Below are 13,168 nucleotides of genomic sequence, written 5' to 3'. Positions count from 1 at the left end.
TTGCTCTAGTAAAATTCCAAGGCGTAGTTTTTGTACTTCTGGCTTTTACGGTGCAGGAGATGCAGATATGTATCCAAGCAGAAAAGTTATAAGTGCCGCCGAACTGAAACGAGCCCTGACATTAGAGGATCTAACCGACCTCAACCCCGAGCCGCACGCAGTGCGACTATTGCTTGACCAAATTCTCCAAGGTCTGACCTCGCGTCATTGGCCTGACCCTCAGTGGCTGGAAGGGCCGCGTGTGGTTTCGGCCCACGATAACTACGGGCTGCTCGGCTACGACACCCGCGAAATTACCCTGGGCAGTGCCCACACCCGGTGGGTTGATGACACCAGCCTGCTGCGTACTCAAACCACCAGTTTGATTCCGGCAGCGTTACAGCGGGCCAGTGAAAACCGCCAGCCTGGGCAGATGAGGCTGTTGGCGGCGCCCGGCATGACATTTCGACGTGATAGCCGTGATCGCTGGCATTGCGCGGAACCGCATCAGATGGACCTGTGGGTATTGGGCGAGCCGCAGCTTGCTGAGCGGGACCAGCTACTGCGCCTGGTGGGAGACATCCTGGACATTGCGGTGCCCGCCATGGAATGGGTGTTCTCGGACAGCCCCCACCATTACACCGAAGGTGGTATCGAGGTGAACTTGATCCTTGATGGAGAACCGATCGAGGTGTTGGAGTGCGGCTGCATCGCCCGGTCGTTACTTGAACGCTTGAATATCGATCCGCACCACCACGGCGGCCTGGCTTTGGGGATGGGCCTGGATCGTTTGACCATGCTGCGCAAGGGCATTCCGGATATTCGACTCCTGCGTGATACCCATCCCCGCGTCAGGGCGCAAATGTTCGACTTGAAGCCGTGGCAGCCGATTTCTCGATTGCCTTCGATTACCCGAGACATTTCTCTTGCGGTGACGCCGGGGCAAAGCGAAGAAGTTATCACTGAGAAGATGCTGCTCGCCGCAGGTGAGGACGCAGCGTGGGTGGAAGAAATGCAGATCAAGGGGCGCTGGTCTCGAGATGAGTTGCCAGCGCAAGCAATCGCTCGCCTGGGGTTGTTGCCTGGGCAAGAGAACATCCTGCTTCGTATCGTGTTACGCGATTGCTCGCGATCCATCGGTTCGCGGGAGGCCAACGCGCTATACGAGCGTATCCAGGCGGCGTTGCACGAAGGCGCGGAGGGCGGCGGCTACAGGCTTCCTCCGTCCGACTAAGCGCGAGCCTTCATGTACTCTCCCGCACCTGCAACTCAAACCCCATATCCACCACCGGCTTGGCGATCTTGTTACCCGCCATGATCGTCAGCAAATGCTCCGCCGCACGCCGGCCGATGGCTTCGCGGGGCGTGCTGATGCTGCTCAGGCGCGGCACCATGAAGGAGGATGCGGGCAAGTCGTTAAAGCCCAGCACCGCTACACGCTGCGGCACGTTGATGCCATGGCGCATGGCTTCGAGCAGGGCGCCCTGGGCCAGGTCGTCGTTGCCGAAGAAAATCGCGTCTACATCCGGATGGGCGGCGAGCAGTTGCAAAAACAGTTCGCCCCCCAGGCCGACCGACGAAGGGCGCGGGGTCAGCAATTCCAGCGCCGGGTCGTACAGGCCAGCCTTTTGCAGTGCTCGGCGGAAACCTTCGCCACGCAGCAACGTGCGTTGATCCAGTTGCGCGCCGATGTAAGCCAAGCGTTTGTACCCACGGGACAGCAGGTGCGCCGCCGCCGTCTCACCCGCCGCCAACTGCGAGAAACCCACGCAGTTCACGCCGGCATTCGGGTCCAGGTCCATCATATATACGCAGGGCACGTTGCTGGCCTCGACCATCCGTCGCGCGCTTTCGGTGCGGTCGAACCCGGTCAGCAGCAAACCTCGAGGCTGGTAGGCCATGTAGTTGCGCAGCAGGTTTTCTTCTTCATCGCGCGAATAATGGAAATTGCCGATCAGCACTTCAAAGCCCTTGGGGCGCAGCACCTGATGAATGGCTTCCAATGTTTCGATAAACAGCAGATTGGACAAGGACGGCACCAGCACCACTACCGAATGGCTCTGGGCCGACGCCAGCGCACGGGCAGCGGGGTTGACCACGTAGTTGAGTTCGGCGGCGGCTTGCTGGACTTTTTCCACCAGTTCGGCGGCGACGGTGCTGATACCGCGCAGGGCGCGGGAGGCGGTGATCGGGCTGACGCCGGCCAGACGGGCAACTTCATTCAATGTGGGGCGACCGGTGGTACGGGTATTTTTATCGTTCTTAGAGGTCATCAGGCGGCTTGCCAAACAAAAATCGAGGCACTAAGGTAGCGCTGTCTCCAAACGGCTGCAAATGCTTGAACGTTGGGTTGCCTGATCCCGTTCAAATGATTGGAGCGGATGCACGCGTCACTCCATAAAAAAAGACAAGACGGCGCGGGAAAAGCCTGTTTTTGCACTAGCCTTACGCTGTGCAAAGGTAGCGCTATCTGCGTCCTGAGGTGTTTATGAGTCAACCTGTTACTGCCCTGGTCATCATGGGTGTTGCCGGCTGTGGCAAAACCAGCGTCAGCGAGGCCCTGTGCCGTCTGAACGGCGCCACCGCCATTGAAGGCGACAGCTTTCACCCCGCCGCGAACATCGAAAAGATGAGCGCCGGCCACCCCCTCAACGACGACGACCGCGCCGGCTGGCTCGACATCCTCTGCGATGAACTGCGCCGTTCGCTCAAGGCCGGAGAGCATCCGGTGCTCACCTGTTCGGCCCTGAAAAAGAAATACCGCGACCACCTGCGCGAAGCCGCGCCGGGCCTGGGCTTTGTATTCCTGGAGCTGACCCGTGAAGTGGCCGCCGACCGCGTGTCCCATCGCCCGGGCCATTTCATGCCGGCCAGCCTGATCGACAGCCAGTTCGCCACCCTTGAATCACCCAAGGGCGAGCCGCTGACCCTGGCTCTCAACGCCAGCGAAGACAGCGTCGAGGAGCTGGCCGAGCAGACCAACGCCTGGTGGCGCAAGCACGGCTTTGAACCTAATCACTAATTTTTTGCCGGAAAGATAGCGCTATCCCCGGCAGGAAGTTCAACACCCGCTTTAATAACAACAACAAACAGGAGAGACCCCCCATGTTTGGCATGTCCCACGAGTCATACCTGCTGCTAGACGCAGTAGTCACTATCATCGGGTTGATCATTCTGATCACCAAGTTCAAGGTGCACCCGTTCATTGCACTGATCATCGCGGCCGGTTTCCTCGGCCTGACCTCGGGCATGCCCGTGGACAAGATCATCAAGGCGTTCCAGGATGGGTTCGGCGGTGTGCTCGGCTTTGTCGGCATCATCCTCGCGCTGGGTACCATGCTCGGCAAGATGATGGCCGAGTCCGGCGGCGCCGATCAGATCGCCCAGACGTTGATCCGCGCCTTTGGCAAGGACAAGGTCCAGTGGGCCATGATGTTCGCCGCGTTCCTGGTGGGCATCCCGCTGTTCTTCGAGATTGGCTTTGTGCTGCTGATCCCGCTGGTGTTTATCGTTGCACGTCGCACCGGTGTATCGCTGATCAAGATCGGCATTCCGCTGCTCGCCGGCCTGTCGGCGGTGCACGGCCTGGTGCCGCCGCACCCGGGCCCGCTGCTGGCCATCGGCGTGTTTGGCGCGGACATCGGCAAGACCATCCTGTATGGCCTGATCGTCGCACTGCCAACCGCCATTATTGCCGGCCCGATCTTCGGCACGTTCATCGCCAAGTACATTCCGGGCAACCCGTCCCAGGAACTGGTGGATCAACTGGCCCGCGAGACCGATAACAAATCGCTGCCAAGCTTCGGCATCACCCTGGTCACCGTGCTGCTGCCGGTGTTTTTGATGCTGCTCAAAACCTTCGCCGACATTGCGTTCGCCGAAGGCAACGTGGTGCGCAACTGGATGGACATGATCGGTCACCCGATCACCGCGCTGTTGCTGGCGTTGCTGCTGTCGCTGTACACCTTCGGCCATCGCCAGGGCATCCATTCCAAGCAGATCCTCAAACTGCTCGACGCCAGCCTTGCGCCGACCGCCGCGATCATCCTGATCATCGGCGCCGGTGGCGGCTTCAAGCAGATGCTGGTGACCAGCGGCGTGGGCGACGTGATCGGCCACATGGCGGTGAACGCACAGATCAACCCGATCCTGCTGGCGTGGCTGGTGGCGGCGGTGATTCGCGTGGCCACAGGCTCCGCAACCGTGGCAACCATTACCGGCGCGGGCATCGTGGTGCCGGTGGTGGGCATGATCCCAGGGGTTAACCGCGAGCTGCTGGTGCTGGCGACGGGGGCAGGTTCGTTGATCCTGTCGCACGTTAACGACGCGGGGTTCTGGTTGGTGAAGCAGTACTTCAACATGACCGTGGCCGAGACATTCAAGACCTGGACGGCGATGGAGACCATCCTGTCGGTGGTGGCGCTGATCTTCATCATGTTGCTGTCGTTGGTGGTGTAGGCCACACCACTCAACCAATGTGGGAGGGGGCTTGCCCCCATATGCGCTAACCAAACCCCAAAAGATATAATCAAGTCTGACTCTTTAGGATGCGAGAGCAGTGACAATAGACCCAACACAAAAACTGAATGAAGACTGGCCCAAGCTCCTGGCACTACTACCGCCTGGATGGGAAGCCAAGGCAAAAGAGCTGGGGGCCCTGAAGTTCGGTCGCCGATTCAGCGGGCCAGAGAGTCTATTGCGCACGTTATTGATGTACATGAGCGCCGATTGCTCGATGGTCGAAACGGTAGAGCGAGCGCGTACAGGGAAATTGCTGGAGTTATCAGACGTGGGCCTTCTCAAGAGGGTCAACAAATCGGGGGCCTGGCTAGGTTGGATCACAGAGCAGTTGATCCAACAATCGCCGGTCGCGGCCATGCAATGCCCGGCGCTGCTGGGGAGACGAATACTGGCTGCTGATGGCAGTGTCGTAATGGAGCCTGGCGCGGTCACCTCAACATGGCGGCTGCATTACACGATGGATATCAGCACGTTGCGTTGCTGTGAAGTGCAAGTGACACCGTCCAAAACAGGCGAATCGTTGACTCGGTTTTCGGTGCAGCAGGGCGATGTTTTCATCGCGGATCGAGGGTTTGCCAACCGGCGTGGAGTCAATCATGTACTCAATGCAGGCGGTGACATCCTGGTACGAATGAACCTGAGCAGCCTGCCGCTTAGCGATGAGCAAGGGTCGCCTTTTGAGCAACTGGCGCGACTACGGACCTTGCAGCCAGGGCAAACGGGCGAGTGGGCAGCTGTGATGAAAGGTTCAAAGGAGGATATTGCAGTACGTGTGTGCGCCTATCGAAAAACCGACGAGCAGCGATCGCAAAGCGAGTGCAAGCTCAAGAGAGTCGGGCAAAAAAAGCAGAAGCAATTGAAACCTGAAACGATGGAAGCGGCCGGTTACGTGGTGCTGGTAACAACCTTGGACTGCCTGGATACGCAGGAGGTTTTGGCTCTCTATCGGCACCGTTGGCAGGTGGAGTTGGCGTTCAAGCGGATGAAGTCATTGCTGGGGTTATCCCACCTCAGAAAGAAAAATCCGGAAGGCGCAAAAGCATGGTTGCAAGGGAAATTATTAGTGGCTTGCCTGATTGAGCGGTTAATCGCAGCGGGCGAGCATTTTTCCCCTATCGAGGGAGACGAGACAGAAAAAGGAAGTGCCGCCACTCCGTTGTCACTGGCGTGAGATGGCCTTTATTTACTGGCTACTTTGCAGCGCGATCAATCCCCACTTGTCGTTGTTTACGTGTATCGAGAAGTGGGGAGATATCAGCCAGGCACTGCGTGAATCCCCACGAAAACGAGGACGCCAGCAGGACGAGTTGTGGGGAGGGAGGTTTGGTTAGCGCATATGGGGCTTGCCCCCGATAGCAGAGTGTCAGTCACTACATGTGGTGACTGATCTACCGCCATCGGGAGCAAGCCCCCTCCCACAATTTTGACCGAGTCGGGCGCTGATCTTCGGCATGTTGCTGTCGTTGGTGGTGTAAGCCACACCACCACAGCAGATATGGGAACCCAATCCAATGTGGGAGGGGGCTTGCCCCCGATAGCAGGGTGTCAGCCACTGCATGTGGTGGCTGATTCCCCGCGATCGGGAGCAAGCTCCCTCCCACAATTTTGACCGAGTCAGACGCCGGGTTTTGCTACCAGCCCATCCGCCCGGAACATCCCGCGAATTCCCCGCACCGCCTGGCGAATCCGGTCCTGATTCTCGATCAGCGCGAAGCGCACGTGATCGTCACCATACTCACCAAAGCCAATCCCCGGCGATACACACACCTTCGCCTCAAGCAGCAGTTTCTTGGCAAACTCCAGCGAGCCCATGGCGGCATACTGCTCGGGAATCTTGGCCCAGACATACATCGACGCCTTCGGATTTTCCACCATCCAGCCCAGCTCATGCAGACCCTTTACCAGCACGTTACGGCGCTGACGATACTGCTCGGCAATGTCTTTCACACACTGCTGGTCACCTTCCAGCGCCGCAATCGCCGCCACTTGCAGCGGGGTGAAGGTACCGTAGTCGTGGTAACTCTTGATCCGCGCCAGGGCGTTGACCAGTTCCGGGTTGCCCACCATGAAGCCGATACGCCAGCCGGCCATGTTGTAGCTCTTGGACAGGGTGAAAAACTCCACCGCAATGTCCTTGGCGCCGGGCACTTGCATGATCGACGGGGCTTTCCAGCCGTCGTAGACGATGTCGGCGTAGGCCAAATCATGCACCACCAGCACGTCGTACTGCTTGGCCAGGGCGATCACGCGCTCGAAGAAATCCAGCTCCACGCACTGCGCGGTGGGGTTGGACGGGAAGCCGAGGATCATCATTTTCGGCTTGGGGATCGAGCCGCGAATCGCCCGCTCAAGCTCAGCGAAGAAGTCCACGCCGGGCACCAGCGGCACCGAGCGCACTTGGGCGCCTGCAATCACGGCGCCGTAGATGTGAATCGGGTAGCTGGGGTTGGGCACCAGCACGGTATCGCCCTGGTCCAGGGTGGCCAGCATCAAGTGCGCCAGGCCTTCTTTGGAACCGATGGTGACGATGGCTTCCGACTCGGGGTCGATGTCCACCTCATAACGATCTTTGTACCAACGCGAAATCGCCCGGCGCAGGCGCGGAATGCCTTTGGACGTGGAGTAGCCGTGGGTGTCTTCACGCTGGGCGACGGTGACCATTTTCTCCACGATGTGCGGGGGCGTGGCGCCGTCGGGGTTACCCATGCTCAAGTCGATGATGTCTTCGCCGCGCCGACGCGCAGCCATCTTCAGCTCGGCAGTGATATTGAACACGTAGGGGGGGAGTCGATCTATGCGCGCAAAGCGGCGCGGCGAACCTTGGTCTGCCATTGTTGCCTCGAGGTACGTAAGCGCCCGGAACCGTCCGAGCGACGTCGGCCACTGCGGTGGCCTGCGGGCAGACAATACGGTCGATGATGGCCAGTTGTCCAGATGCGTAGGAAAAATTTCCACATGGAGCGCGACGCGGATATGCCCCTATACTCGATGCGGGTTTGTTCCCTCATAAGAAGGAGACTGTTCGTATGGATCAGCAGACAAAACAACCGTTGGAACCACGCATGGAAGCCGGCAAGGCCATGGTGATCGCCGGCGTCCAGGGGCGCTATTCGAAGGCTACCGTGGGCGATATCCCCAATCTGTGGGAGTTGTTCGACACGTGCATCAAGGACATCAAAAAGCGCGTCGGCGGCGTGACGTATGGTGTTTGCCATAACCCCAAGCACGGCGAATTCGACTACATGGCCGGTGTTGAAGTCCCGACCAAGGGCGATGTGCCGAGCAATTTCCAGTTCATCGAAATTGCGCCGCTCAATTACGCCGTGTTCACGCATTACGGGCCTGTGCGGGCGCTGGAACAGACGTACGAGCGCATCATGTTCGAATGGCTGCCGCATTCGGGCTACAAGGTGATGGGCGCGGATTTCGAGCGCTACAGTGCGGACTTTGACGGGAAAAAGGGCACCGGGACGGTGGAAATCTGGCTGCCGGTTGGACAGAAAGCCTGAGAGCCAGAACCGGGGGCGACTCAGCCCCCGAAGCTATTTTGATAACCTTGAGCGGATTGACGTATGGCGCTCGCCACCTCAGGTGCCAACCGGCAGTAGTCATCTTCGCGCTTGAGCACCATTTCAAGGGTCTGCAACAGCGCCTGGATACGCTCCTCGGGATGTTCGACTTCGCAGGTTCTGGCAAATTCGAGGATGCCCAGGCGCGAGGCGAATAACGATTTATTTCCGCCCAGGTCCAATGCCAGTGAGTCTTCCGGGATGTAAGCGGTGGTGTTTACGATGTCGTAGGCCGGTGCCAACCGCGTATCTGATTTCACCGGATTGCTATAGAGCACGCCGAAATTCTTCAGATGGGCATCGCCATTACCCACGATGCAACTCAGCGCTACGCTATCGAACAATTGGTCCAGCGAACTGCGTTGATGCGCCGGGGCGCAGAACACGCGTACAGCCTTGGCTATGGCGGCGTAACTCTTGGTGTACTTTTGCTCGGCGGACAGGCCCATCAGCGCGGTCATGTCTTCGAAGCCCAGTGGGTTGAGCTGTGCGTCCCGATCGAAGCGCCGCATGATGAACAGCTTATGGTTGCGGGACAGATAAAACGGCGGTACGGGCAGGCCCGCGTCTCGGGCAATGGACATGCACAGGTATTCATTGATGGCCAACCCCGGAAACTCGTCGCGCCCGCTTTTAATGATCAGATCGTCGGTTTTCGAGGTGAATTTCTGTTCGGGCGTTTGTGGTTTTTCCGGCACCAATACTTTGGGTTGCACACCGGATATACCTGCTCGCAGGATGTAGCGATCCACCAGCTCGACGAACAGATCTTCCGCGCCGTCCCACGCAAGAATTTCGTCGAGATTTTCTCCGGTTGTGTGGGGGCTGTTGCGATGGATCAGCTCGTTCACCTGTTCAGAAGATACGAAAACCCGACCGATTGGCGCGCTGCTTCCCGAGAGCGCCAACAGCAACATCGGGTCGACCTTCACCGTTTTGGCGAGGCGATTGCGCAGTTGCTCCAGCACGTAGCCTTCGGGCAAATTCATCTGAAAGATAGGGTGCAGGTCCCGGCGACGGTATTCTTCCGTGCGGACGGGCATCGACAGGCTGATTGCGCTGTCGGCTTTTGCGTTATCGCTATACCGGAACAAATAGTCTTGAGCACCGACCAGCACGCTGCCGCTGTCCCCTTGAGGCGTATGAACGCGTAGCGTGGGGCTATTCATTGAACAAGTCCTCCAGTTCCTCCAGGGTCGGCAAGGTCACAGGCACCAATTTGAATTCGCTGCCCAAGGCGGCAACCACCCGAGCATAGGCATTCATCGAGACCGAGAGGCTGCCTTTTTCGATTTCGATCAGCTTTTGCCGGGTAATTCCGGCCAACTTCGCCAGATCCACCTGCTTATATCCGCGATTCAAGCGCATGGTGCGCAGCTGGACGCCGAGTCGTTGAGTAATTACAGAAGTGTCCATATCGCGCATACATTACTTTGCTGTCGTTAAGTTATGTATACGTTACATTTTGATGGTGTCAACACCGGGCTGACTAAACACCCATCTCAACCTGCGCTCATACCCAATCCTTCCCCTGTAAGCCTCACCGCTATCCACCCAACCGACTGCCAGATACAACCCCATCGCCGCTTCATTGTCCGCATCCACCGACAATTCCAGTGCCTTGATCTGCGGCCACGCCTGTAGCGCCACCTCCGGCAGCGCCAGCAAACACGCCTTGCCAAACCCACGACCCTGCTGATGCCGATCAACCTGCAACGCATGCAGCGTCGCACTGTGTTCGTCAGCCCAATGGGGCAGGCAAGGTGGGCGTTTGAGTAGCAGAAAGGCTACCGGCCGCTCGTCGGCGAGCAGGGCGAAGCCTTTGATAGCGTCGGGGTTGGGATTGACCAGCAGGCTGTTCAGCGCGCAATAGATATCACCCGAATATGCCAGTTGTTCTGGATTGACTTCCAGGCCGTCGAGCTGCTGTTTTTGTACAACGTTCAGCGCCTGATAGGGGACGAGGCGGGTTTCCATGTGCGGCATATCCGAAATCCTACAAAGAGGGCGGATTCTAGCGTTTTTGCCGGAGGCGACATTATTTTTGTGCGGACTGTCGATTTGCCTGCAGTGCGTTCGACTAAGGGTGTCTTTCGTGATTTTCCAACCCAAGGAGTCATCGCCATGAGCACTGCAATCAACAGTCTGATCGAGCAATGGAAGCACGCCGTCGTCAGCCGTGATGTCGATAAGATTGTCAGCTTTTACGCCGACGATATCGTCTCGTTCGACGCCGTGACCGCGCTGCAATTCAAGGGCAAGGCGGCCTATCGGGCGCACTGGGAAGCGTGCATGGAGCATTGCCCCGGCCCGGGTATTTTCGAGTTTCATGAGTTGCACATCGTGGAGGCGCAAGAGAGCGCGTTTGCCCATTGGCTCGCCCACTGCGGCGGCGCCGGGCCGGATGGCGAGGTGAAGGCATGCTGGATGCGCGTCACTGCCGGCTATCAGCGTATCGACGGTCAGTGGAAGGTGGTGCATGAACACTGGTCGGCACCTTTCGATATGCAAAGCGGCGCTGCGCTGTTCGACCTCAAGCCTTGAGCGTTGCGGACTATAGTCAGTTATCCGAACCGGAGAACGCCATGAAATACCTGTGCCTGATCTACAGCAACGAACAGGTGTTGCACACCTCGCCCGACAGCCCGGCTGACACCGAGTGTTTCGCTTACGCCGAGGCGATACAAAAAAGCGGTCGGATGCTCGCCGCCGAGCCGCTGGAATCGGTCAGCACCGCCACCACCGTGCGCATGCGCAATGGCAAGCTTTCGATCACCGACGGCCCCTTTGCCGAAACCAAGGAACAGCTCGCCGGGTTCTACCTGATCGAGGCCAAGGATTTGAATGAAGCCATCCAGGTGGCGGGTGGCATTCCGGCAGCGCGGGTCGGCAGTGTGGAAGTGCGTCCCGTGCGTGAATTGAACCTGGCGTGATGACGCATAACCTGCAGGTCGAGCGTATTTACCGCAGCGAATCACGCCGCGTACTCGCGACGCTGATTCGCCTGCTCGGTGATTTCGACCTGGCCGAGGAGGCCTTGCACGAGGCGTTTTTCGTCGCCGTGCAACGCTGGCACCACGACGGCATACCGGATAATCCACGGGCCTGGCTGGTGTCGACCGGACGCTTCAAGGCCATTGACCGCTTGCGTCGCCAGGCGCGGTTTACCCCGTTGTTGCAGGAGCAGGCGGATGCGCTGGAGGCGGCTGACTGGAGTGCTGAAGACGTGGAAGACGACCGCCTGCGCCTGATCTTCACCTGTTGCCACCCGGCCCTGGCGGCCGACGCCCAGGCGGCGCTGACCTTGCGTGAAATCTGCGACCTGAGCACCGAAGAAATCGCCTGCGCGTTTCTCGCCACGCCGGTCACCATCGTGCAACGCATCGTGCGGGCCAAGCACAAGATCCGTGACGCGAAAATACCCTATCAAGTGCCGTCCCTGGCCGAGCTGCCCGGGCGCCTCGACAGCGTGCTGCGCGTGATTTACCTGGTGTTCAACGAGGGCTATTCGGCCTCCACCGGCGCCGACCTCACGCGCGAAGACTTGACCCGCGAAGCCATTCGCCTCGGCCGTTTACTGATGGAGCTGTTGCCGGAGCCCGAAGTCATGGGCTTGTTGGCGCTGATGCTGCTGCATGAATCGCGTCGGCCGGCGCGCACTTCGGCGAGCGGGGAACTGGTGTTGCTGAATGAACAGGACCGCTCGCTGTGGGACGCGTCCTTGATTGCTGAAGGCTGCGCACTGGTGGAACAGGCGCTGACGACACCGCGCTTCGGGTCGTATTGCCTGCAGGCGGCGATTGCCGCCGTACATGCTGAGGCGCCGAATGCAAAGGCAACCGACTGGCCGCAGATCGTCGGGCTCTACGATGTCTTGCTTCGGGCCGTGCCGTCGCCGGTGATCGAGCTGAACCGGGCAGTGGCAGTGGCGATGGGGCAGGGGCCGTTAGCGGGCCTGGCGCTGGTAGACGGCATTCTGCAGCGCGGTGAGCTACAGGATTACCACTTGGCGCATTCGGCGCGGGGTGAATTCTGCCGACAGTTGGGGCGGGTTGATGAAGCGCGCGCCGCCTATGCGCGGGCGCTGACGTTGACCCGGCAAACCCCTGAGCAGCGCTTCCTCGAGCAACGCCTGGCCGAACTCCAAGCCCATCAACAGTGACTCACTCGAGCATCTTGCCCAGCAACCAACTGCCCGCCGGCCCCGGTGGGTTCTGTCGCGACCACACCGCATCCACCGCCACCGAGCGGGGCCAGCTGCGCACCTTGAGTTCAACCAATTGCCCACCGCCAAAACGCTCCACCAGCCAGCGCGGGATCGGAGCCCAGCCGAAGCCCAGTTGCGCCATCTCCATCAACATCAGGTAACTGGGGGCCGACCATACGCGCTGGGTGCTGCGGTTTTCATTGGGATTGATGATGCTCGCCAGGCGCAACTCCCGGTGCAGCTGCAGCGTCTGCGGGTGAACCTTGGCCAGGCTTGCCAACGGGTGTTTACGCGAAACGAACAGGGCGATTTCGGTACGTTCTTCAACGGGGGCAAACGTCAGGTCCGGCGGGTAAACCTCCTGCTGTTCGATAAACGCGATGTGTGTGCGGCCACTTTGCACCAAGGCGATCAAGTCTTCGCATTCAGCGATCAGGCATTCCAACTCAAGGTCCGGGTAGCGTTGTTCAAAGGCGCTGAGGGCCACCTCGAAGTGGTCGGACTGGTAGGTATCGGACATGGCGATACTCAGCTTCGGCTCCAAGCCCTGGGCCAATTGGCTCGCCGCCAGCTCCAGCCGGCTGCTGGCCTCCAGCACCTGCTCCGCACGCTGCAACAACACCTGGCCGGCCGGGGTCAGCGTGGGTTTGCGGCTGCTGCGATCGAACAGCACCACGTCCAGATCAATCTCCAGGCTCGCCACCGCCGCGCTGATGGTGGATTGGCTCTTGCCCAGCTTGCGTGCCGCCGCAGAAAACGAGCCTTGGGTCGCCGCCTGGACAAACGCCTGGAGCACTTCATGGGACGCCATGAGTATCGCCTTGATCGATGGTTATTAGTTATGAAGTATCGGCTCAAGGGGTAATCATGGCAACCATCGTCCTTCACGGAG

14 protein-coding genes are annotated in these 13,168 nt (G+C 59.3%); 8 read left to right on the top strand and 6 right to left on the bottom strand.

Features of this window, described 5'->3' with window-relative positions; translation table 11 throughout:
* The first annotated feature begins 67 nt into the window (after window positions 1-67).
* Window positions 68-1,213: a hypothetical protein gene (locus tag C4J85_RS20880; RefSeq protein ID WP_124410620.1), complete on the top strand. Its 1,146-nt coding sequence runs from the start codon at window positions 68-70 to the stop codon at window positions 1,211-1,213.
* Window positions 1,214-1,223: 10 nt separating this feature from the next.
* On the opposite strand, the gene C4J85_RS20875 is transcribed toward C4J85_RS20880, so the two are convergent.
* Complete coding sequence (locus C4J85_RS20875) at window positions 1,224-2,255, bottom strand: LacI family DNA-binding transcriptional regulator (RefSeq protein WP_164487570.1); 1,032 nt, start codon at window positions 2,253-2,255, stop codon at window positions 1,224-1,226.
* 212 nt (window positions 2,256-2,467) lie between these two features.
* Here C4J85_RS20875 and C4J85_RS20870 point away from each other — a divergent pair, with 212 nt between their 5' ends.
* The 3 genes from C4J85_RS20870 (at window position 2,468) to C4J85_RS20860 (ending at window position 5,671) form a co-directional block, all read left to right on the top strand.
* On the top strand, window positions 2,468-3,001 hold the full coding sequence (locus C4J85_RS20870; protein WP_124410619.1) for a gluconokinase: 534 nt from the start codon (window positions 2,468-2,470) through the stop codon (window positions 2,999-3,001).
* Between the two features lie 83 nt (window positions 3,002-3,084).
* Window positions 3,085-4,437 (top strand): GntP family permease, encoded by a 1,353-nt coding sequence (locus C4J85_RS20865; protein ID WP_124364092.1) that lies wholly within the window; start codon window positions 3,085-3,087, stop codon window positions 4,435-4,437.
* Between the two features lie 100 nt (window positions 4,438-4,537).
* Complete coding sequence (locus tag C4J85_RS20860) at window positions 4,538-5,671, top strand: IS4 family transposase (protein WP_124410618.1); 1,134 nt, start codon at window positions 4,538-4,540, stop codon at window positions 5,669-5,671.
* A 443-nt stretch (window positions 5,672-6,114) separates the two neighbouring features.
* Here C4J85_RS20860 and alaC read toward each other — a convergent pair whose 3' ends face one another.
* On the bottom strand, window positions 6,115-7,332 hold the full coding sequence (gene alaC / locus C4J85_RS20855; RefSeq protein ID WP_124364091.1) for an alanine transaminase: 1,218 nt from the start codon (window positions 7,330-7,332) through the stop codon (window positions 6,115-6,117).
* Between the two features lie 194 nt (window positions 7,333-7,526).
* Between alaC and C4J85_RS20850 the strand changes: the two genes are divergently transcribed.
* On the top strand, window positions 7,527-8,009 hold the full coding sequence (locus tag C4J85_RS20850) for a GyrI-like domain-containing protein (protein ID WP_124364090.1): 483 nt from the start codon (window positions 7,527-7,529) through the stop codon (window positions 8,007-8,009).
* Window positions 8,010-8,029: 20 nt separating this feature from the next.
* Here the strand turns inward: C4J85_RS20850 and C4J85_RS20845 are convergent, their stop codons facing one another.
* From C4J85_RS20845 to C4J85_RS20835, 3 genes are read right to left on the bottom strand one after another with little or no spacing between them, the layout of a single operon-like run.
* Window positions 8,030-9,238: a type II toxin-antitoxin system HipA family toxin gene (locus C4J85_RS20845; protein WP_124410617.1), complete on the bottom strand. Its 1,209-nt coding sequence runs from the start codon at window positions 9,236-9,238 to the stop codon at window positions 8,030-8,032.
* Window positions 9,231-9,485, bottom strand: coding sequence for a helix-turn-helix domain-containing protein (locus tag C4J85_RS20840; RefSeq protein ID WP_124364088.1), 255 nt, complete (start codon window positions 9,483-9,485; stop codon window positions 9,231-9,233). Before C4J85_RS20840 ends, C4J85_RS20845 begins: the two co-directional genes overlap by 8 nt.
* A gap of 42 nt (window positions 9,486-9,527) precedes the next feature.
* On the bottom strand, window positions 9,528-10,046 hold the full coding sequence (locus C4J85_RS20835; protein ID WP_124410616.1) for an N-acetyltransferase: 519 nt from the start codon (window positions 10,044-10,046) through the stop codon (window positions 9,528-9,530).
* A gap of 147 nt (window positions 10,047-10,193) precedes the next feature.
* On the opposite strand from C4J85_RS20835, the gene C4J85_RS20830 reads away from it, so the two are divergent.
* The 3 genes from C4J85_RS20830 to C4J85_RS20820 are packed head-to-tail and all read left to right on the top strand — an operon-like array spanning window position 10,194 to window position 12,231.
* Window positions 10,194-10,613, top strand: coding sequence for a nuclear transport factor 2 family protein (locus C4J85_RS20830; protein WP_124407990.1), 420 nt, complete (start codon window positions 10,194-10,196; stop codon window positions 10,611-10,613).
* A gap of 41 nt (window positions 10,614-10,654) precedes the next feature.
* Entirely contained in the window at window positions 10,655-11,002 is a 348-nt protein-coding gene (locus tag C4J85_RS20825; protein ID WP_124371636.1) for a YciI family protein, read from the top strand.
* Window positions 11,002-12,231 carry an RNA polymerase sigma factor gene (locus tag C4J85_RS20820; RefSeq protein ID WP_124410615.1) on the top strand — a complete coding sequence of 410 codons (1,230 nt, stop codon included), beginning with the start codon at window positions 11,002-11,004 and terminating at the stop codon, window positions 12,229-12,231. The genes C4J85_RS20825 and C4J85_RS20820 overlap by 1 nt, the downstream gene beginning before the upstream one ends.
* A gap of 1 nt (window position 12,232) precedes the next feature.
* Here C4J85_RS20820 and C4J85_RS20815 read toward each other — a convergent pair whose 3' ends face one another.
* A complete protein-coding gene (locus C4J85_RS20815) occupies window positions 12,233-13,087 on the bottom strand; it encodes a LysR family transcriptional regulator (protein ID WP_124410614.1) in 855 nt (284 codons plus the stop codon).
* Window positions 13,088-13,168: the final 81 nt, after the last annotated feature.

Origin of the sequence: Pseudomonas sp. R4-34-07 (assembly GCF_003852375.1) — a bacterium.
Taxonomy (GTDB): Bacteria; Pseudomonadota; Gammaproteobacteria; order Pseudomonadales; family Pseudomonadaceae; genus Aquipseudomonas.
Note: the sequence above shows the minus strand (reverse complement) of the source record. Positions and strands in the feature narration are given on the sequence as shown.